Consider the following 19703-nt stretch of genomic DNA (forward strand, 5'->3'; position numbering starts at 1 on the left):
CATTTTACGTCATGGAAGGGCATGGCTAGCATCGGGTCATGCTTTCACCTGCCCGCCCCCTTCGAATCGTCGCCGTGTCCGGCGGATTGCAGCGCCCCTCCAAGGCCGCCACCCTGGCCGAGCATCTGATGGGCCTGATCGGCGAGGACATCCACAGCGAGCAGCACCTGGTCGAACTGGGCGAACTGGCCCCGCAGCTGGCCGGTGCGCTCTGGCGTTCGCAGTTGCCCGACACCGTGGAACGCCAGTTGACCACCGTCGAGCAGGCCGATGTGCTGGTGGTGAGCACGCCGGTCTATCGCGGCTCGTACACAGGGCTGTTCAAGCATTTCTTCGACTTCGTCCACCAGGACGCACTGGTCGACACCCCCATCCTGCTGGCCGCGACCGGCGGCAGCGAGCGCCACTCGCTGGTGATCGACCATCAGCTGCGCCCGCTCTTCAGCTTCTTCCAGGCGCGCACCCTGCCGCTGGGCGTCTACGCCACCGACCGGGATTTCGCCGACGGTCGCGTGCACAACGACGCCCTGGTCGAGCGCGCACGGCTGGCGGTGCGGCGGGCCATGCCGCTGCTGGACCTGCCTCGCCAGCGCGCCGCCGACCTGGAAGCGGCCGCAGCACTTTGAATGCCGGATGCCCTCGCCCGCATCCGGATGTCACCCCGCACTACGGAACGCCACCCATGACGACCGACACCTTCACCTTCAGCATCACGCAGATCCCCTTCAACGAGGATTACCAGCCTGCCGACGGGACGCGCATCACCACCAATTTCGCCAACCTGGCCCGCGGCGCGTCCCGCCAGGAAAACCTGCGCAACACGATCAGCATGATCAACAACCGCTTCAACGATCTGGCGCACTGGGACAACCCCAGCGCGGATCGCTACGCGGTCGAGCTGGACATCATCTCGGTGGAGATGCACATCGGCAACAGCGATGGCGGCGATCCGTTCCCGCTGATCGAGGTGCTGCGCCCGACCATCGTCGACACCCGCACCGGCGCGCGTATCGAAGGCATCGTCGGCAACAATTTCTCGTCCTACGTGCGCGACTACGATTTCAGCGTGGTGCTGCCGGCCAGCAACGAAGGGAAGGCCACCTTTGGCATTCCGGAGGGCTTTGGCGACCTGCATGGCAAGTTGTTCAAGCATTTCCTGGAGTCCGAGACCTACCGCGCCAACTTCAGCAAGGGGCCGGTAATCTGCATCAGCGTATCCAGCAGCAAGACCTACCACCGCACCGAGAACCACCACCCGATCCTGGGCGTGGAATACCGCCAGGGCGAGTTCTCTCCCACTGACCAGTACTTCGACAAGATGGGCCTGCAGGTGCGCTACTTCATGCCGCCGGGCAGCGTCGCACCGCTGGCGTTCTACTTCCAGGGCGACCTGCTGGGCGACTACTCGAACCTGGAGCTGATCGGCACCATCAGCACGATGGAGGCCTTCCAGAAGATCTACCGCCCGGAGATCTACAACGCCAACTCCGTGGCGGGCAAGGTCTACCAGCCCAGCCTGAAGCACCAGGATTACTCCTCCACCCGCATCGTCTACGACCGCGAAGAGCGCAGCCAGCTGGCGGTCAAGCAGGGCCGGTTCACCGAAGAACACTTCATCAAGCCGTACCGCGCCGTGCTTGAGCAGTGGGCTGCCCGCTGATTCATTGATTCCCCATTCGCCCCCAGGAAACCAGACGCAATGTCGACGAAGAAACTGCTTCCCACCTCCACCGCAGGCAGCCTGCCCAAGCCCTCCTGGCTGGCCGAGCCCGAGAAGCTCTGGTCACCCTGGAAGCTGCAGGACGAAGGCCTGACTGAAGGCAAGCAGGATGCACTGCGCCTGTCCCTGCAGGAGCAGCAGCACGCCGGCATCGACATCGTCAGCGACGGCGAACAGACCCGGCAGCACTTCGTCACCACTTTCATCGAGCACCTCAGCGGCGTCGATTTCGAGAAGCGCGAAACGGTCCGCATCCGCAACCGCTACGATGCCAGCGTGCCGACCGTGGTCGGCGCCGTGAGCCGTCCGAAGCCGGTGTTCGTCGAGGATGCGAAGTTCCTGCGCCGCCAGACCACGCAGCCGATCAAGTGGGCCCTGCCCGGCCCGATGACCATGATCGATACGCTGTACGACGCGCACTACAAGAGCCGCGAAAAGCTGGCCTGGGAGTTCGCGAAGATCCTCAACGAGGAAGCGAAGGAGCTGGAAGCCGCCGGCGTCGACATCATCCAGTTCGATGAGCCGGCCTTCAACGTGTTCTTCGACGAAGTGAACGACTGGGGCGTGGCCGCGCTGGAGCGTGCGGTTGAGGGCCTGAAGTGCCAGACGGCGGTGCACATCTGCTACGGCTATGGCATCAAGGCCAACACCGACTGGAAGCAGACACTGGGCTCGGAATGGCGGCAGTATGAAGAATCGTTCCCCAAGCTGCAGACCTCCAGCATCGACATCATCTCGCTGGAATGCCAGAACTCGCACGTACCGATCGACCTGATCGAACTGGTGCGCGGCAAGACGGTGATGGTGGGCGCCATCGACGTGGCCTCCAATACGGTGGAAACGCCGGAAGACGTGGCCAACACGCTGCGCAGGGCGCTGCAGTTCGTGGATGCCGACAAACTCTACCCGAGCACCAACTGCGGCATGGCGCCGCTTGCACGGGAAGTGGCACGCGGCAAGCTGCGCGCGCTCAGCGAAGGGGCCAGGATCGTGCGTGAGGAGCTTTCGGCGTAACCCTGGCCGGGGAGGTGTTCCCGTTTCGGTGCGGCGAGGATGGATTCTGGCCGGGTACAGACCAGGTTCCACCTCGTCCCTGCACCTCGGGCCTGGCGGCCATCACGCGCGGCCGTGGCGCCAGCGCTTCCTTGATCCGCCCCATCTCGCTTGCGCCAGCCTCGGCCAGGCGCCGGGCCTGCTGCCGCTGCGTTCGGGTCAGTGCAGGCGAAGGCACGGCGCTCGGTTCGGGCGCACTCTGCACCAGTCGGGCGACGGCGTCACGCAGTGGCAGTTGTGGGCAGAGCCGCGCCGCGCACCAGCGCTCGGCGTAGCGCTTCGCCTGCCGGGCGCTGGCGACGGACACGACCTTGCTCTGTGACATCCTGCGTGCGTCCAGTTTCAGGCGGAACCCGAGCACGGCATGCGGCACGATACTGGCCACCGAACGGCCGTTCCACCACAGATCCCAGCGCTCGCCGCTCTGCACCCAGCCGGACGGCCGGGTGACGATCATGAAATCTGGACGGTGAAATGATGAGCCCATGATGGGAAGCATACGAACGCCCGTCGCACCGGCTGAGATCAGGGTAACGCCCCCCCTGCACTGCTACGCCTCCACGAAAAGCAATCAATGTGACGCGTCACGGCTGATGCTTTCGATCCAGTCGATGTAGCGCGATACGCGGACGTTGTAGACCACCTGGCCATAGAAACCCGCCTCGAGCGCATGCTCTGGAACCGCAGTGATCCACGAACCAAGCCCCACCAGCTGCGGCGTTCCGTGATCATCAATCACCAGCGGACCGCCGCTGTCACCGTTGCCGAGAACCCCCTCCAGCGGCAGGGCCTGCGGTGGCGGATCGAACCGGTACCAGAGATACCGTTCGTTGCCGCCGGTAATCGCGTTGAATGCCCGCCGCAGGGTCGTGCGATGCGGGCCGCCCGGCACCAGCCCTACGACGCCATTGCCGGTAGCCCCCTTTCCTATCAGGGCCGCGATCTGCGCGACTTCGGCAGCACCGCGATAGAGCGCTACGGGCTGTACATCCTTTACAGCAGTCGCAAGCCTGATCAGTGCGATGTCATCCGATGCTGCCAGGAACGCGTGGATCCTGGAGGGATTTCCTGTCGCCAGCGCCTCCTTGCCCAGGGCCTCCGGCATTCTTCTGAAACCGGGATGCACAAAGACGCGCTCGACCGCATAGGCGCGTCCATTGATGGAGATGGATTCTTCCATCCCTTCCATGGGTGCCGCATGCGCTGCGGTCAGTACCCAGCGCGGGGCGATGAGAACGCCATGTCCTTCACCCGGCATGTCAGCCAGCGCCGGGAAGACAGAGGCATCGATCTGATACCGGGCGTCGTCAACGTCATCACGGATGACCACGGCACCGGCAGTGAACGGGAGCGCAGCAAGCGCCAGGAAAAGCCAGCGGTTCATGGGGTCGTCATCCCTGCGGTCGATCGCTATAGCCTAGCCGAGGGCATTGCCGCGGCGCAGACCATGCGACCAACGATGATATCCAGCGACGAACGCCAGGAATGCGAGCGCAAAGCCCTGCGGCCGACAGCCGCCGGGGCCGAGCAGTCTGTCCAGATCGGTTCCAGGCTTGTCCGACACGTCGTCCTGCGAAGCCACATTGGTCCACGGACCGGGCCGCGTGGGCCCGAGCCTCAGCGGGAGGTTCAACGCGCCGCGATTCTCCCGACCAGGGTATCGATCGCCGCCTCCATGGCACGCGCGGTCCGGTCGCCGCTCTGGTTGGTGATCACGAAGATGCCCAGATCGTGCTCCGGCATGATGTAGATGTAGCACTGCGAGCGTGGAACGCCACCGTGGTGGGCGTAATAGACACCCTTCTGGCGATCGCCAGCGACGATGTTCCAGAAATAGCCAATGCTGAACTCGTCGTCGAATCTGGCCAGAGTGCGATGCGATTCCTGCACCACCGGGCCGTTGGCCAGCTGGAACTGAAGGTATTTCACCATGTCGGGCACTGTTTCCTTGACGTTGCCGGAAGCGCCCCATGGCAACTGTGGCATCGGCGAGGTCGGCACCGGATTGTCGCTGTGGTAGCCGATGGCAAGACGGTCTTTTTCCGCATTCCCCAGCTTGATCCCGATGCTGGTCATTGCTGCGACGTCGCTGAAGAAGCCACGCAGCAATGACGTGTAGTCGGTCTTGTAGACGCCTTCCAGAATGTGGGCCGTCAGCTCCGTCCCAGCACTGGAGTAGGCGTACTCTTTCCCGGGCATCCGTGGGATCCGCACGGCGTGCAGATCCCGCAGGAAATCCGGCTTGCCGTAATGCGCATAGAGGGCACTGAGTTCACCGGGCACGCGGTGATCGGTGAAGTCCTCCAACACGGTGTTCGCCCGCTCCGGCAGCATGTTCGGCAGGCCACTGGTGTGTGACAGCAGGTGACGGACCCGTATGGGCTGGCCCTGGTACTGCAGGTTCGGATAGTCGCCCTGCAGGTAGCTGCGAACGTCATCCTCCAGGCCCACCCTGCCCTCAAGCACCGCACGGGCCATCAACGTGCCCGCCAGGGTCTTGCTCAGCGAGCCGATCTCATACAGCGTTGCGTCGGTCGGCACATCGGGCTTGCCGGCTACCATCTCGCCGCGGTGACGGATGAAGGTCTTGCCCCGGTACACCACGCCGATGGAGGCCGAGTGCAGCAAAGGCTGTTCGATCAGGGCCTGGGCCACCTCGTCGACCGCCGCCCCCACATCGCTCGGCGGAGTCTTCCTGCCCTCGCAGCCGACGGCAAGGAGCACTGCGGATAGCACGACGACATTGAGCCATTGCCGGTTTCGGGTAGTCGTTGACATGGATTCCATGCGCCGGCGCTTGAAGGTCGTGGGAACGGGCGCTCACGATAATCGATTGCCATGAGCGGCTGAAGGTGCCATCCGGCACCTCCGGTCGCGCCCCTCCCTGGAGGCCCCCTGCCCCCCCGTCAGCGCTGGTAGTCCTTCAGGAACATCCAGGTGATCAGCGTGGCGTCAGGCCCCTTCGGGTCGGTGAATGGCAGGCCCGACTGGCTGCCGCTCCAGGCATGCCCCATGCCCTGCACCACGTAGTGCTGGACCAGCGCCCTGCCACCGTAGGCGTAGGTGTCGACGGTATACGCGCGGCCGCCCGGCACCTGCCCGTGATAGGTGCTGGTCGGCACGTATTTCACCGAGTCGTTGTCCAGGCCGTCGTCGGCCAGGTCATTGGTCTGCAGGAACTGGCGCACGGCCTGCTGGCCATTCACCGGATTGACGGTGAGATCGGCGCTGCCATGGAACACCAGCACCGGCAGCGGTCGCGGCGACGGCGAACCCGAGCACTGCCACGCCAGCCGGCCATTGCTGTCCGGCGAATAGATGCTGCCGGCCAGCAATGCATAGGCGCTGCCGGAAATCGTGGTCGCGCCCTTGAACATGCCACCGGAGTGGATGGCGCCGGCAGCGAACACGTCCGAATAGCAGGCCAGCATGATCGAGGTCATCGCACCACCTGCCGAAATGCCGGTGACATAGACCCGGCGCGGATCCACGCTGTAGTCCGCTTTCACCTTGTCCACGATGCCGGCCAGGATCGACGCTTCGCCGCTGTCGTGGGCCTGGTTGATCGGCAGCTGCCAGTTCCAGCAGCGGGCCGGATTGGAGGTGACGTTCTGCCGGGGGTAGACCACGATGAACCCTTCGGTGTCGGCCACATCATTGAAGCCTGACGCCTCCCCCATCAGGTTGGGCCCGTTGACGCAGCCGTGCAGCACCAGCAGCAACGGTAGCGGCTGCTGGTCGTCGTAGCCCGCCGGCACCCACACCTGGTACTCGCGGGCGCCGAACAGATTGCCGTACAGGCCAATGTCCCAATGCCCGGCCGGGCCTGCGGCAAGGGCACTGCCCGCCATTGCCAGCCAACTGCACAGCACCAGCAGTACAACCTTGATCGAATCGATTCCGGATTTCATGGCCAGATCCTCATGCGTGAGTCGTGGATGAAGTGGTACCGGGACGCGCTTCCGGCTGGGGGCGCGCCCAGTATCCGCATCCAGCGGCCGCTGCCGACTGGACCTAGGTCCACTCGCCGCTGCGTGATGACACCGCTAGCCTTGGCTGCAGGATGGCAATGGGCCATCTGCAAGCAGCTGCCTGGGGGATGATCGAATGAAACGGAATTGCCTGAGTCTCATGATCGGCGCATTGCTGGCCTCCGGGCCGGTACTGGCACAGGAAACGCCCCAGGCCACGCCGACGGCGGCCAGGACCGCTTCACCCACCAACCTGGACAGCATCAAGGTCACCGCGCGCAAGCGCGAGGAAACCCTGCAGGAGGTCCCGGTAGCGGTTACCGCATTTACCTCCGAAGCGCTGGACAAGATGAATGTCCAGGACATCAGCGACCTGGATGCGCAGGTCCCCAACCTGACCATCTACGCCGCCCGCGGCGCCAGCAGCACGGTCACCGCCTACATCCGTGGCATCGGCCAGTCCGATCCCACCTGGGGCGCGGACCCGGGCGTCGGCATCTATCTGGATGACGTCTACATCGCACGTCCGCAGGGCGCGCTGCTGGACGTTTTCGACGTCTCGCGCATCGAGGTGCTGCGCGGCCCGCAGGGCACGCTCTACGGCAAGAACACCATCGGCGGCGCGATCAAGTACATCTCGCGCGGCCTGCCGACCCAGACCGAGGGCTTTGCCCAGATCACCGTGGGCAACTACAGCCAGCTGGATGCGAAGGCGGCCATCGGCGGTCCGATCGGCGGTGCTGACAGCGGCCTGCGCGCCCGCGTGGCAGTGGCCAGCATGAACCACGACGGGTTTGGCGAGAACACTTTCAACGGCCAGCCGGTCAGCGACAAGCAGATCAACGCGGCACGCCTGAACCTGGGCGCGTATGCGGGCGACGACTTCGACGTGCAGTTCGCACTGGACTGGATCGACGATCAGTCCGGCATGCGCGGCTCGAAGATGCTGGCACCCAATCCGTTCCTGCGCGCCTACCCGCCGATGGACAGCCGCTATGACATCCGCTCGGGCATGCGCAACCTCAACAACGTGGAGAGCAAGGGCGCCTCGGCCACGGTGAACTGGCGACCGAACGAAGACATCGCTGTGAAGTATGTGGTGGCCAAGCGTGAGTCGGACAGCGAGGCCAACATCGACTTCGACACCACGCCGATCAAGCTGGCCGACGTGGGTGGCACCTACCACGACGACCAGGTCAGCAACGAAGTGCAGTTGAACTACGATGCCGGCGGCCGGGTGCGCGGTGTGGTCGGCCTGTACCAGTTCAGTGGCGAGGCTGGCGGGCAGATCCAGAACAACTACTTCAGTGCCCAGTTCGCCGACAACCAGGGCAAGGTGCTGACCGACAGCATCGCGCTGTACGCGGACTGGACCTTCGACCTGACCAGCAGACTGAAGCTCGATGTCGGCGCCCGCTACACCGACGAGGACAAGCGCGCGATCGTGCTCAACCGCCTCTACGCCGACCCGGGCTTCAGCCGGCCGGTGGCGGTGACCGCCGATTTCGACAAGAAGACCAATTTCAGGAACGTCTCGCCCAAGGTCTCGCTGGACTACCAGATCACTCCGGACATCATGGTCTATGGCCTGGCGACGCGTGGCTTCAAGTCCGGCGGCTACAACATCCGCGCCAACGCGGTGGCGGTACCGCGCTCGGCGGAGCCGTTCGATGATGAGACCGTGGACAGCTATGAGGTCGGCAGCAAGATGGCCTTTCTCGACCAGCGCCTGTTCCTGAACCTGTCAGCGTTCTACAACAAGTACAAGGACATCCAGCTGTCGGTGTTCACCGGCCTGGATACCAATGGCGATGGCATCGATGATTCCTTCTTCGGTGATTTCACCAATGCCGGCGCCGGTACCGTCAAAGGCCTGGAAGTCGAGTATCAGTACCTGCCCAGCCAGCACTGGCTGATTTCCGGCAACCTGGCGTGGCTGGATACCAGATACGACGAGTACATGGACCGCGGCATCAACGTGGCCAGGCAGATGAAGTTCACCAATGCCCCGGAGTTCTCCGGCGCGTTCAACGTGGAATACCGCACCGACCTGGCCAACGGCAGCAATTTGTCGGCACGGGTGAGCTACAGCTACCAGAGCGAAGTGTGGCCGACCACCGACCTCAGCCCGGTGATCCGCCAGCAGGGTTACGGGCTGGTCAATGCCGGCGTCATCTGGCGCCTGGATGATGCGTGGACCTTCTCGTTGCAGGGCGCCAACCTGGCCGACAAGGAATACCGCACTACTGGCTACAACATTCCTGCAGTCGGCACGCTGATTGGCTTCTATGGCCCGCCGCGCCAATATGGCCTCAGCGTCCGTTACGATTTCTAGCGCATCCGTTACGATCTTCAGGAAGCTTCTGCATGACGCAGTCTTACGACGACTTGTACTGGAACAGCGACGATGGCCTGCGCCTGCACGCGCGCGACCATGCAGCGGACGCCCGGCAGGTGCCCCGCGGCACCGTGGTCTGCATTCCCGGCCTGACCCGCAATGGTGCCGATTTCGACGCACTGGCCGAAACACTCACCGCCGAGGGATGGCGCGTGATCGCCGTCGACCTGCGTGGCCGCGCCGGTTCAGAACGTGCGCACGATCCGTCCAGCTACAACCCGCGCACCTACGCAGATGACATGGTCGCGCTGCTGCGCGCGCAGAACGTCGACAAGGCGGTGTTCGTCGGCACCTCACTGGGCGTGCTGGTGACCATCACCCTCGCCTCGCGCGCGCCGGAGCGGATCGCGGGCGCGGTGCTCAACGATGCCGGCCCCAGGGTGCCGCGTGAGGCGCTGGCACGGATCGGCAAGTACGCCGGCAAGCCGGTACCGCCGATGGACCTGGTGCAGGCCACGGCCTACGTGGAATCCATCGGCAAGGCCGCGTTCCCGCGCTTCAGCACCGACGACTGGCGGCAGATGGCGGTGCGCACCTTCCGCCCGCGCAGCGATGGCCTGCTGGAACTGGACTACGACCCGGCAGTGATCCGCACCACCCGGCCATGGCTGCTGTGGCTGTTGCGTCCGCTGCTGTGGCGTGCGGTTCGCGGGCTGACCACACGGGTGCCGGTGCTGGTGGTACGCGGTGCGTTGTCCGACATCCTGCCGGCCGATGTGGCGCGGCAGATGGCGGCCACCTCGGAAAGTGCCCGGCTGGTGGAGGTGCCCGATGTGGGGCACGCGCCGATGCTGTCCGAGCCAGAGGCACGTGACGCGATCCTGACCTTGCTGGAGCGCGTGGCGTGAGTGCGGACAGCGAGCTGCCTCCCGCCCTGCAGGCCGTGCAGCAGTGGGCCGCCAGTGAGCGGCTGAGTGGCGTGACCTGCCTGGACCAGGCGCGCATCGATGCCTTTGCCGACGCCACCGGCGACCACAACTGGATCCATGTCGATCCAGCGCGGGCGCAGGCGCAGATGCCGGGCGGGCGTACCATCGCACACGGCTTCCTGCTGCTCTCGCTGACGGTGGAGGACGATGTGGCCGCCCTGGCCGGCTTCCCCGGCATCGCCCATGTGCTCAACTACGGCTTGAACAAGGTCCGCTTCCTGGCGCCGGTGCCGAGCGGGTCCGAGGTGCGGGTACGCTCGCAGCTGGTGTCACTGGATGCGCGCCAGCCCGGCCAGTGGCTGCTGATCCAGCGCAAGGCCGTCGAGCGGGTCGCCGATGGCGAGCTGGCACTGGTCGCTGAGCAGCTGTCACTGATCGTGATCACCCCCTAGCACCACCCTGCCCGGTTCTCTCCCTACACTGGAGCGATGTTGACGCCCTCCATCGTCCTCTTCGCCTGCATTGCATGGACCGCACTGCTGTTTGGCGTGGCGCTGTGGGGCGAGCGCCGGGGGCACCGGCTTTCGAAGGCATGGCCGCTCATCTATGCACTGTCGCTGGCCGTGCACTGCACCGCGTGGACCTACTACGGTGCGGCCTCGCAGGGGCGGCAATGGAGTTTCCCCATTCCACCAACCCTGGCCGGCATGGCGCTGATCTTCGCGTTCGGCCTGCCGTTCCTGCTCCGCGTCGGGCGGCTGGCCAAGCAGCACAACAGTGCCACCATCGCCGATCTGGTCGTTGCACGACTGCGTGCCGATCGCGGCCTCGGCTTCACCATCACCCTGGTGGCGCTGTTCGGCATCATTCCGTACATCGCACTGCAGCTGAAAGCCGTCAGCCAGGGGCTGGGCACCCTGCTGGGTGATGGGTTCGCGCCTGCCGGTGCGCAGCTGGACATGTCGTTCTGGTTCGCGCTGACGATGGCCGCGTTCACCCTGCTGTTCGGTGCACGCAAGGCCTCGGCCACCGAGCCCAACCGCGGCATCGTGGTCGCGCTGGGCCTGGAGTCCGTATTGAAGCTGGTGGCGCTGCTGGCCATTGGCCTGTATGCGGCGTTGTCCGTACACAAGGCCGGCACACCGCTGCTGGAGAAGATGGCGCAGCTGCCACCACCGGCCATCGTGCCGGACTATCTCACCATGGTCGCGCTGGGGGCGATCTCCGCGTTCACCCTGCCGCACCAGTTCCATGTTGGCGTGGTCGAGCTTCGCCAGACATCGGACCTGAAGACGGCACGCTGGATGTTCCCGGTCTACCTGCTGCTGATCGGCCTGCCGTCGGTGCCGATGGCATTGGCCGGCGCCGCGCAGCTGCCGGCCTCGGTATCGCCTGACCTGTACGTGCTGGCGCTGCCGCAGGCCGGCGGCCATCATCTGCTGGCGCTGCTGGCCTATCTGGGCAGCCTGAGCGCGGCCACCGGCATGATGATCCTGTCCGGGCTGACGTTGTCGATCATGCTTGGCAACCATGGATTCGGTTCGCGCCTGCTCGGCGGCATCGGGGGTGGCGTGGCCAACGCCGATCTGCGCCCGCGCGTGCTGGCGTTCCGCCGTGCCGGCATCCTCGCCGTGTTCCTGATGTCGTGGCTGTACAGCCGCGCGATGAGCGACACCGAGGCACTCAGCGATTTCGGCCTGATGTCCTTCACCGCCCTCTCGCAGCTGGCACCGGCTGTGCTGCTGGCGGTGTATCGCCCACGTACGCCCTCCGCGGCCATCATCGCCGGCATCGTGCTGGGCTCATTGGCCTGGCTGTGGCTGGTACTGCTGCCGATGGTGATCCCGGCCGCGACGCCGTCGGTCAGCGCCGACGGGCTGCACTGGTTGGCGGTGGTCTCGCTGCGCGTGCAGCCGGGGCATATCGCCATCAGCATGGGGGCCAGCCTGGCGGTCAACCTGCTGACCGTGGCCCTGGTGTCGCGGGCCGTGCGTCCGTCATTGCCGCGGAGGCGGGATGCGGTGGCTGCGGCGTCCCTGCGCAGGACCGCGGGACGCTTCCTTGGCCAGGAGCGTGCGCGCCAGCTGCTGGAGGGCCACGCCGGGCAGATGCTGGATGACGACCGGGTCACCGCCGTCGAGCGTGAGCTGACGGCCGTGGTGGGCGCAGGCATGGCACGGCTGCTGGTCGAAGCCGCACGCGAGGGCGGCGCCGCGCCGCTGGATGCGGTGACCCGCGCCGTCGGCGAAGCCACCCAGGTGCTGCGCTTCAACCAGCGACTGCTCGAAGCCGCGCTGGAGAACATGAGCCAGGGCATCAGCGTGGTCGATGCGCAGCTGCAGCTGGTGGCCTGGAACAGCCGCTACGCCGCGCTGTTCAAGTTCCCGCCGGAGCTGCTGCAGGTCGGGCAGCCGGTGGTCAACCTCACGGCGTGGGCACTGGGGCAGCTGAAGATCGGCGATGGCCCCGGCGACACGCCCACCAGGGCGTTGCAGCGCCGCGTCGCGCACATGCGCCGTGGCACGCCGCACCTGTCGGAACGGATATTTCCCGATGACACCATCGTCGAGATCCGCGGCAACCCGATGCCGGGCGGTGGCTACGTGGCCACCTTCACCGATGTCACGGCGTTCCGCCGCGCGGAGGATGCGCTCAAGCGCAGCAATGAAACGCTGGAACGCCGCGTACAGGACCGCACCGCGAGGCTGCAGCAGGCGGTCCAGGAGGCCGAGCGCGCGAACGCGGCGAAAACCCGCTTCCTGACGGCGGTCGGCCATGACCTCATCCAGCCCCTGCATGCGGCCCAGCTGCTGACCGAGGCGATGTCGCAGCACATCGAATCCGAGTTCCTCGACAGTTTCCTGCGGCAGATCCGCGGTGCACTGGATTCCACCGATGACCTGCTGTCCGGCCTGCTCGATATCTCGCGACTGGAAGCCGGTGGGCTGGTGGCCGATCCACGCCCGTTCGCGCTGTCGACGGTGCTGGATCCGCTCGCGCAGGAGTTCGCGGTGCTGGCGGCGGCGCGCGGCCTGCAGTTCCGCCATGTGCGGAGCCAGGCCTGGGTCCATAGCGATCCCCTGCTGCTGCGCCGGGTGCTGCAGAACTTCCTGGCCAATGCCATTCGTTACACCCGCCATGGCGGTGTGTTGCTGGGTGTGCGCCGCCAGGGGCAGGCACTGATGATCGGCGTGCATGACACCGGCCCCGGCATTGCTCCGGAGCAGCAGGCGGTGGTGTTTGAGGAGTTCCACCGGGTCGATCGCAGCAACGGCCAGGGACTGGGACTGGGCTTGACCATCGCCCACCGCATCGCCGATCTGCTGCATGCACCCTTGCACCTGCGCAGCGTGCCCGGGCACGGCTCGACCTTCTCGATCAGCGTGCAACGCGCAGCACCGCCAGTGACCCCGCGCAGTTCGGCACCGACGGGTGGCAGCAACGCCCTCAAGGGTATCCGCGTACTGGCAGTGGACAACGACCCGGACGCTCTGGAGGCGATGCGGCAACTGCTGCTTTCCTGGGGCTGCGACGTCATCGCGGCAGGCAGCGCCGATGCCATCGGGCCCTCAGCGCACGAGGCGGCGCTGTGGCTGTTCGACTATCACCTGGATGACGGCGATACCGGTGTTGCGCTGTGGCAGCGGCTGGCGGACATGCATGGACCGCGGCCGACGGTAATCCTCAGTGCGGATACCGGCAGCGATACACGCGAGGCGGTGCGCGGCGCTGGGCTATCCCTGCTCAACAAGCCGTTCAAGCCGTTGGCGCTGCGCTGGGCGATCAACCACCTGCTGGCGGCCACTGCCACGCGCTGACCGTTCAGGGCTCGGGCAGCTCTTCGACCAGCCGGGACGGATCGGCCAACCCCATTTCGTGCAGCACGCGGATGGCCTGCGCGCGGTTGCGTACGCCCAGCCGCTCCATGATGCGTGTCATGTGCGCCTTGACCGTGCGCAGCTGTACGCCCAGCCGGTCGGCGATCTGCTTGTTGAGCAGGCCTTCGGCCACCAGCCCCAGCACCTTGTATTGATGTGCGGACAGGCTGGCCAGGCGTGCGGCCAGGTCGGCATCCCTGCTGAACGGCGCTACCCGCGCCACCGGCTCGCGCAGCAGCGCCGGGATCCAGCGTTCGCCCTCCAGCACGGACTGCAGCGCGGACTGCAGCTCGTTCAAACCCGAGCTCTTGGGCAGGTAGCCCGCGGCGCCGAGGTCGATGGCGCGCCGGATCACCTGCGGCTCCTCGTTGGCGGAGACGATGATGATCGCCAGGCCCGGCTGCAGCGCACGGATGGTCGCCAGCCCGGCCAGCCCATGATTGCCCGGCATATGCAGGTCCAGCAGCATCAGGTCGATCGACTGGTTCTCGATCGCCTCCAGCACGCTGTCCAGTGAATCCGCCTCGCTGATCTGCAGATCGGCGACCGCCTCTTCCGCCGCGCGATGCAGTGCCGCGCGGAACAAGGGGTGATCATCGGCGATGAGCAGGGTTGGCATGTCCTGGCGAGATTATCAAATCGGCTGCGCGCGGGAACAGGTACCTAGGTACGCTGGTACAGCAGGAAGGGCTTGCTAGTGTGGTGCGGAGAAGGCCGGCGACCGCAACGCCGCCCACGAGGAAAAGCCATGTCATCCGCCCCCACTCCCGATGCCCATGCCTATCCACTGCTGATCAAGCAGCTGCTGCTGATGCCGCTGGCGGTGAGTCCTGGACAGGAAATCGTCTATGGCGACAGGGTCCGATTCGATTACCGCACCCTGCAGGCGCGCATCGGCCAGCTGGCCGGCCTGTTGACCTCGTTGGGCGTCGGCCACGGCGACACGGTGGCGGTGATGGACTGGGACAGCAACCGCTACCTGGAGGCCTACTTCGCGGTTCCGATGATCGGTGCGGTGCTGATGATGGTGAACGTGCGCCTGGCCCCCGAGCAGATCGCGTACACGCTGAACCACAGCGGCGCGCGGGTGATCCTGGCCAATCGCGAGTTCCTGCCACTGCTGGACGCCATCGACGAGCAGCTGCCGGACCTGCGCACGCGCATCCTGCTGGACGACGCCGGTGGCCCGCCGCCGCCAGGCTTCGCCACCGAGTACGAAGCGGGGTTGCGCGGTGCCACGCCGGTCGTCCGCTTTCCGGACTTCGACGAGAATGCCCGTGCCACGGTGTTCTACACCACCGGAACCACCGGATTGCCCAAGGGGGTCTATTTCAGCCACCGGCAGCTGGTGCTGCATTCGCTGGCGGCGATGGCCGCGCTCGGCGGCGCGCCCCGCCAGGGCCGCCTGCATCGTGACGATGTCTACATGCCCATCACCCCGATGTTCCATGTGCACGCGTGGGGCCTGCCCTACGTGGCTACCGCGATGGGCATCAGGCAGGTCTATCCGGGGCGCTACCTGCCTGCGAAACTGCTGGCGTTGATCGCCCGCGAAAAGGTGACCTTCTCGCACTGCGTGCCAACCATCCTGCACATGCTGCTGGAGCACCCGGACGCCGCGCAGACCGACCTGGAGGGCTGGAAGGTGATCATCGGCGGTGCCGCGCTGCCCCGTGCCCTGGCGCAGCGCGCACTGGCGCGGGGCATCGACATCTTCGGCGGCTATGGCATGTCCGAGACCTGCCCTCTGCTCACCATCGCCCAGATCGACGTGGACAGCGTGACCGATGCCGACGAGGTGCTGTCACTGCGCACCAAGGCCGGCATTCCGGTGCCGCTGGTGGACCTGCGCATCGTCGACCCGGACATGGGCGATGTCGTCCACGATGGCGTCGCCACCGGTGAAGTGGTGGCGCGCGCCCCCTGGCTGACCCAGGGCTACCTGCACGATCCCGAGGCTTCGGCAACGCTGTGGGCGGGCGGCTACCTGCACACCGGCGACATCGGCAACATCGACGAAGCTGGCTACCTGCGTGTCACCGACCGCATCAAGGACGTGATCAAGACCGGGGGCGAATGGATCTCCTCGCTCGCGCTGGAAGACATCATCGCACTGCACCCGGCGGTCAGCGAGGTCGCGGTGATCGGTATCGCCGACACGAAATGGGGCGAGCGGCCATTGCCACTGGTGGTCAGGAAGCCGGGAAGCCATGTGGCCGAAGCGGAGATCATCGAACTGGTCGCGGCGCGCAGCCGTTCCGGAGACATCTCACGCTATGCGATCCCGGAGCGCGTGAGCTTCGTGGATGCAATCGAGCGGACCAGCGTGGGCAAGATCAACAAGAAGAAGCTGCGCGGGCTGCATGATCCGGTCCTTGGCACCGGCGGGCGATGACGGCCTCTGCCGGCACCGCTCAACCGCGCGACGCCCCACCCTGCAGCAGCTGGACCCAGCTCTGGAATCCCTCCAGGAAGCGCTGCAGGCGCTTGCGCGTCGCCGCGTCGAAATCTCCCGCGTCATCGTCGTAGGCGGCCGCTGCTTCGGCCACATAGAGCTGTGGCGAGGCCATGGTCAATGCGCCCATGGCGGTCAGTGTATGGCGCAGCTGCGACTGTGCCAGTTTGGTGCCCCAGTGACCCGGCGTAGCGCCGATGATCGCCACCGGCTTGGCCGAAAGGACCATGCGGTACTCGGCATCGTCGCGGGACAGCCAATCGAGCGTGTTCTTGAGTACGCCGGGCAGTGACTGGCTGTACTCCGGCGTGGCGATCAGCACGCCGTCAGCGGATGCAATGGCCGCGCGCAGGCGCTTGACCCCGGCAGGGCCGGCCGGGTCGGCGGCTTCCAGGTCTTCGTCGAACAGCGGAATATCGGCGATGGTGTCATGCACGGTCAGCAGCAGGCCCGCAGGCGCGGCGCCTGCTGCAGCCCTGACCAGGCGCCGGTTGTAACTGTTGCTGCGCAGGCTGCCGGCAAACGCCAGGATGTTCAGCGGTGGAGGGGTGTCGGACATGCGGGATTCCTCGGATACGTCGGCGCGGGGTCACGGGCCAGGCATCGACAGCGCGGGTGGGCGAGGGCCAGACTGGATCTGCAGAGGATCACGGTTCCGGCGGTGTAGTGCCTTCGTCCTTGCTGCTCCCTCTTCCAGGGCGAACAGGGCGCGGCGGGGCGATGCTACTGCACGGGCTGGCTGGCTTCAGTGATGGACACAGGTCGTGCCATGCTGTCGAACGTATTGACCTTCCAGATGTAGCGCACGCCATCCTGCTCGATGACCTTCTGCAACAACGGTATCTGCTTGGCTGCGATGATTCCGCTGGCACGCTGATATGCCGGTCGCCCGGCCAATGCCGGATAGCTGCCGGAAGCGTCAAGCTGATAGCTGAGGGTGGTGGCGCGGCCCGGCTGGACCGAGGAAAGCAGATAGCCTTCGTCCACATTGAATCGATTGCCAAAGGTGTGCCGGGTGGTGACACCCTCTGCATCCTTGACGTCCACCCACTTCGTGGCCGGCGAATTCGCCTGGCACAGTTCCTTGCTGCCGTCGGCATAGCACCCGTTGGCCGGGCCGTAACTGTAGGCCCACGTATAAGGCTGGTCGATGCCCGGCCCGGTGACTGTCCTGGAAACCAGCGACCACGTGTAGTACCTGGCGGGCGTGTATTCGATCGAGTCGAGGAACCCGCTACCCGTGCTGTCGGGCATATTGCAGCCATAACGCGCCCACGAGCGGCCATGCAGCGTCGGCTCGAAGCGATACCTCGCCACTGCACCACTGGGATGGCGGATCGAACCGGAATGGCCGTAGGTCACCACACCCGGATTCCGGCAGAAACCCCGCTCTGCGGGAACGGCACCGGCACCCATGGTGCCTACGTTGAACCCCGTAGTCTGCCAGTAGGACTGGTCCGGGAAGGTGACCTTGTAGCCACCCACCACGGTACCGTAGGTCCACGTCCTCCCGCCCGCACGGACCGCGCTCACTTCGCTTGGCAGCGTGCTGGGCGATCCAGCCGTCCATTCGAGATCGACGGTGCGGCCATCGTTGGCTGCGATGCGCAGCAACTGCCGTGGATTTGCCGGATCCCACGTGTAGGTCACCGAATTTCCAAACCGGTCTCGGGCATTGGTCGGAAGAATATGGAACTCCTGCCGGAAAAGAACGAACTCGAACTCCGTAACCGAGCCGAAGTTTCCCCGCGAGTATCCCTTCTTGATCAATGGCGGTCCGCTACCAAGGCTGGCCATATGATTGAGCGTGTAGGTGATGCCGGCAGGCGTTGTGACTTCGAAGCCCTCACCCGCCCCGTCGTCCATGGCGACGCAGCGGATGACATTGCCGCTCTTGGTTCGCATCGGGTACGCATGGCCTGTACTCGGCACCGGCCATTCGTTGCTTTGCGCGAGTAGATCCTCGTCACCGGTCTCTGGCAGGTAGAGCTGCGTTCCATGCCAGAACTCGTCGGAGTTGAAGTACTCGGTGAATGTCCCTGGCCCGGTCGGCGTCTGCGCCTTCACCGTGACGATCTCGGTTGGAGGCGGGGTGAACTTCGAACAGCGGTTGAGCGGCTCGGCCACCACGTAATTCTTCCATCCCCCCTGGGTGCTGAACGTTCCATGCACCCTGGGCAGGGCCAGGTCCCACACCCCGAACATGCCCAATCCCTGCCGGCCCTGCGCACCTGCCACCAAGCGCCGCTTGATGCCCACCTCCAGCGCACTGTTGCCCGGCAGGTCGACGTCCGTCTGCAGAAATTCCACCGAGCCGGTAAACAGCCCGATCCTTTCCCCGAACATGTCACCGGTATCCAACTGCAGAATCTGCCCGCGGGCATTCAGCGCCGCCGCGTAGTCCTCCATCACCGTCGAGCCGCGGTTGGCGCTCGACGCAGGCAGGGCCGTCATACACAGCAGCGCAGCTGCCGCGATCCTTGCGTACATGGTGTCCCCCTCGTCGACGAAGCAGAGCTTACTTCGCGCTCGTCGGCACCCGCAAGGATGATTCCCCGCACGTCACAGCGTCCTGACCCGCCCCGGCGGCCCTGGAAACGCCGTTACTCAGATACGCGTCGTGGCCATGAACCGTTCGCGGTCCTGCTGCGTGCGGCGGCGGATCTCCTCCAGCGCCTGGCTTTCGGTCGCCTGCAGCATGGCCTCGAACAGACGCTGGAAGTGATGGCGCATCGCATTGCGCGCGGCCACCGGATCGCGCGCGCGCAGGGCTTCGAAGATCGCCATGTGCTCGTCGGCACGGCTGGCGCCATCATCATGGCAGACCCGTGCATAGACCTCGGTTACCCGCGGCAGTTCGCTGCGCATGCGCCAGATCTGCTGCACGAAGAACTCCACCACCGGGTTACCGGAAAGCCGTGCGATGGCCAGGTGGAAACGGCGGTCGTACTCGCCGGCTTCCGCGTCGCTCAGGTCGCGACGGCACAGCGCTTCGGCCAGCGCCTGCAGCTCGGCAATGCCGGCATCATCCAGATTGCTTGCCGCCAGAGCGGCGGCCTCGGCCTCGAATACCGCGCGGGCAGCGGTGAGGTCGAAGGCGCTGACATCCGGCAGCCCGCCGGGCGCCTGCGTCGGGCGCGGCTTCACATGCACGCCCGAACCGATGCGGATCGCGATCCAGCCCTGTGCTTCCAGTGCGATCTCGGCTTCGCGGATGGTGACCCGGCTGACACCGAACCGTTCGGCCAGTTCACGCTCGCCCGGCAGCCGCGAGCCCGGTGGAAATTCGCCGTCCTCGATCAGCTTGCGGAGCTTGGCAGCGATGGTCTGGTAAAGGCGGTTGGCGGACATGCGGCTGA

General features: G+C 65.7%; 16 protein-coding genes. 8 read left to right on the forward strand and 8 right to left on the reverse strand.

Annotated elements, in window-relative coordinates:
* Positions 1-38 precede the first annotated feature (38 nt).
* The 3 genes from msuE to AC5P5X_RS14900 are packed head-to-tail and all read left to right on the forward strand — an operon-like array spanning position 39 to position 2734.
* A complete protein-coding gene (gene msuE / locus AC5P5X_RS14890; RefSeq protein ID WP_111189755.1) occupies positions 39-626 on the forward strand; it encodes an FMN reductase in 588 nt (195 codons plus the stop codon).
* A gap of 56 nt (positions 627-682) precedes the next feature.
* A complete protein-coding gene (locus AC5P5X_RS14895) occupies positions 683-1660 on the forward strand; it encodes a DUF1852 domain-containing protein (protein WP_111189754.1) in 978 nt (325 codons plus the stop codon).
* A 39-nt stretch (positions 1661-1699) separates the two neighbouring features.
* Entirely contained in the window at positions 1700-2734 is a 1035-nt protein-coding gene (locus tag AC5P5X_RS14900; RefSeq protein WP_099527465.1) for a methionine synthase, read from the forward strand.
* Here the strand turns inward: AC5P5X_RS14900 and AC5P5X_RS14905 are convergent.
* The 4 genes from AC5P5X_RS14905 to AC5P5X_RS14920 form a co-directional block, all read right to left on the reverse strand.
* Positions 2691-3260 (reverse strand): hypothetical protein, encoded by a 570-nt coding sequence (locus AC5P5X_RS14905; RefSeq protein WP_231914725.1) that lies wholly within the window; start codon positions 3258-3260, stop codon positions 2691-2693. The two genes, AC5P5X_RS14900 and AC5P5X_RS14905, sit on opposite strands and share 44 nt — an antisense overlap.
* An 84-nt stretch (positions 3261-3344) precedes the next feature.
* A complete protein-coding gene (locus AC5P5X_RS14910; protein WP_012480325.1) occupies positions 3345-4157 on the reverse strand; it encodes a S1 family peptidase in 813 nt (270 codons plus the stop codon).
* 245 nt (positions 4158-4402) lie between these two features.
* On the reverse strand, positions 4403-5551 hold the full coding sequence (locus AC5P5X_RS14915; protein ID WP_111189807.1) for a serine hydrolase domain-containing protein: 1149 nt from the start codon (positions 5549-5551) through the stop codon (positions 4403-4405).
* Positions 5552-5679: 128 nt separating this feature from the next.
* The gene (locus AC5P5X_RS14920) at positions 5680-6684 is read right to left on the reverse strand and encodes an extracellular catalytic domain type 1 short-chain-length polyhydroxyalkanoate depolymerase (RefSeq protein WP_111189752.1); all 1005 of its coding nucleotides are present in this window, start codon (positions 6682-6684) and stop codon (positions 5680-5682) included.
* Between the two features lie 196 nt (positions 6685-6880).
* On the opposite strand from AC5P5X_RS14920, the gene AC5P5X_RS14925 reads away from it, so the two are divergent.
* The 4 genes from AC5P5X_RS14925 to AC5P5X_RS14940 are packed head-to-tail and all read left to right on the forward strand — an operon-like array spanning position 6881 to position 13829.
* The gene (locus AC5P5X_RS14925; RefSeq protein WP_258391117.1) at positions 6881-9079 is read left to right on the forward strand and encodes a TonB-dependent receptor; all 2199 of its coding nucleotides are present in this window, start codon (positions 6881-6883) and stop codon (positions 9077-9079) included.
* A 32-nt stretch (positions 9080-9111) separates the two neighbouring features.
* Positions 9112-9990 carry an alpha/beta fold hydrolase gene (locus AC5P5X_RS14930; protein ID WP_111189750.1) on the forward strand — a complete coding sequence of 293 codons (879 nt, stop codon included), beginning with the start codon at positions 9112-9114 and terminating at the stop codon, positions 9988-9990.
* Positions 9987-10463, forward strand: a complete 477-nt coding sequence (locus tag AC5P5X_RS14935; RefSeq protein ID WP_049450730.1) for a MaoC family dehydratase — start codon at positions 9987-9989, stop codon at positions 10461-10463. The genes AC5P5X_RS14930 and AC5P5X_RS14935 overlap by 4 nt, the downstream gene beginning before the upstream one ends.
* 36 nt (positions 10464-10499) lie before the next feature.
* A complete protein-coding gene (locus tag AC5P5X_RS14940) occupies positions 10500-13829 on the forward strand; it encodes a hybrid sensor histidine kinase/response regulator (RefSeq protein ID WP_111189749.1) in 3330 nt (1109 codons plus the stop codon).
* A 4-nt stretch (positions 13830-13833) separates the two neighbouring features.
* On the opposite strand, the gene AC5P5X_RS14945 is transcribed toward AC5P5X_RS14940, so the two are convergent.
* Complete coding sequence (locus AC5P5X_RS14945; RefSeq protein ID WP_088429761.1) at positions 13834-14508, reverse strand: response regulator transcription factor; 675 nt, start codon at positions 14506-14508, stop codon at positions 13834-13836.
* A 129-nt stretch (positions 14509-14637) separates the two neighbouring features.
* Between AC5P5X_RS14945 and AC5P5X_RS14950 the strand changes: the two genes are divergently transcribed.
* Complete coding sequence (locus AC5P5X_RS14950; RefSeq protein WP_111189748.1) at positions 14638-16284, forward strand: fatty acid--CoA ligase; 1647 nt, start codon at positions 14638-14640, stop codon at positions 16282-16284.
* Positions 16285-16303: 19 nt separating this feature from the next.
* Here the strand turns inward: AC5P5X_RS14950 and AC5P5X_RS14955 are convergent, their stop codons facing one another.
* From AC5P5X_RS14955 to AC5P5X_RS14965, 3 genes are all read right to left on the reverse strand, one after another.
* The gene (locus tag AC5P5X_RS14955) at positions 16304-16903 is read right to left on the reverse strand and encodes an NADPH-dependent FMN reductase (RefSeq protein WP_049460000.1); all 600 of its coding nucleotides are present in this window, start codon (positions 16901-16903) and stop codon (positions 16304-16306) included.
* 164 nt (positions 16904-17067) lie between these two features.
* The gene (locus AC5P5X_RS14960) at positions 17068-18834 is read right to left on the reverse strand and encodes a hypothetical protein (RefSeq protein WP_049460001.1); all 1767 of its coding nucleotides are present in this window, start codon (positions 18832-18834) and stop codon (positions 17068-17070) included.
* A 117-nt stretch (positions 18835-18951) separates the two neighbouring features.
* On the reverse strand, positions 18952-19695 hold the full coding sequence (locus tag AC5P5X_RS14965) for a FadR/GntR family transcriptional regulator (RefSeq protein WP_005409753.1): 744 nt from the start codon (positions 19693-19695) through the stop codon (positions 18952-18954).
* Between the last annotated feature and the right edge of the window lie 8 nt (positions 19696-19703).

The organism is Stenotrophomonas sp. YJH_SMC_91 (genome assembly GCF_059368495.1).

Coding starts and splice junctions, on each gene's coding strand:
- AC5P5X_RS14965 (WP_005409753.1), bottom strand. CDS start 19,695: ATGTCCGCCAACCGCCTTTACCAGACCATCGCTGCCAAGCTCCGCAAG.
- AC5P5X_RS14920 (WP_111189752.1), bottom strand. CDS start 6,684: ATGAAATCCGGAATCGATTCGATCAAGGTTGTACTGCTGGTGCTGTGC.
- AC5P5X_RS14960 (WP_049460001.1), bottom strand. CDS start 18,834: ATGTACGCAAGGATCGCGGCAGCTGCGCTGCTGTGTATGACGGCCCTG.
- AC5P5X_RS14910 (WP_012480325.1), bottom strand. CDS start 4,157: ATGAACCGCTGGCTTTTCCTGGCGCTTGCTGCGCTCCCGTTCACTGCC.
- AC5P5X_RS14940 (WP_111189749.1), top strand. CDS start 10,500: ATGTTGACGCCCTCCATCGTCCTCTTCGCCTGCATTGCATGGACCGCA.
- AC5P5X_RS14900 (WP_099527465.1), top strand. CDS start 1,700: ATGTCGACGAAGAAACTGCTTCCCACCTCCACCGCAGGCAGCCTGCCC.
- AC5P5X_RS14950 (WP_111189748.1), top strand. CDS start 14,638: ATGTCATCCGCCCCCACTCCCGATGCCCATGCCTATCCACTGCTGATC.
- AC5P5X_RS14915 (WP_111189807.1), bottom strand. CDS start 5,551: ATGTCAACGACTACCCGAAACCGGCAATGGCTCAATGTCGTCGTGCTA.
- AC5P5X_RS14925 (WP_258391117.1), top strand. CDS start 6,881: ATGAAACGGAATTGCCTGAGTCTCATGATCGGCGCATTGCTGGCCTCC.
- AC5P5X_RS14905 (WP_231914725.1), bottom strand. CDS start 3,260: ATGGGCTCATCATTTCACCGTCCAGATTTCATGATCGTCACCCGGCCG.
- msuE (WP_111189755.1), top strand. CDS start 39: ATGCTTTCACCTGCCCGCCCCCTTCGAATCGTCGCCGTGTCCGGCGGA.
- AC5P5X_RS14955 (WP_049460000.1), bottom strand. CDS start 16,903: ATGTCCGACACCCCTCCACCGCTGAACATCCTGGCGTTTGCCGGCAGC.
- AC5P5X_RS14895 (WP_111189754.1), top strand. CDS start 683: ATGACGACCGACACCTTCACCTTCAGCATCACGCAGATCCCCTTCAAC.
- AC5P5X_RS14930 (WP_111189750.1), top strand. CDS start 9,112: ATGACGCAGTCTTACGACGACTTGTACTGGAACAGCGACGATGGCCTG.
- AC5P5X_RS14945 (WP_088429761.1), bottom strand. CDS start 14,508: ATGCCAACCCTGCTCATCGCCGATGATCACCCCTTGTTCCGCGCGGCA.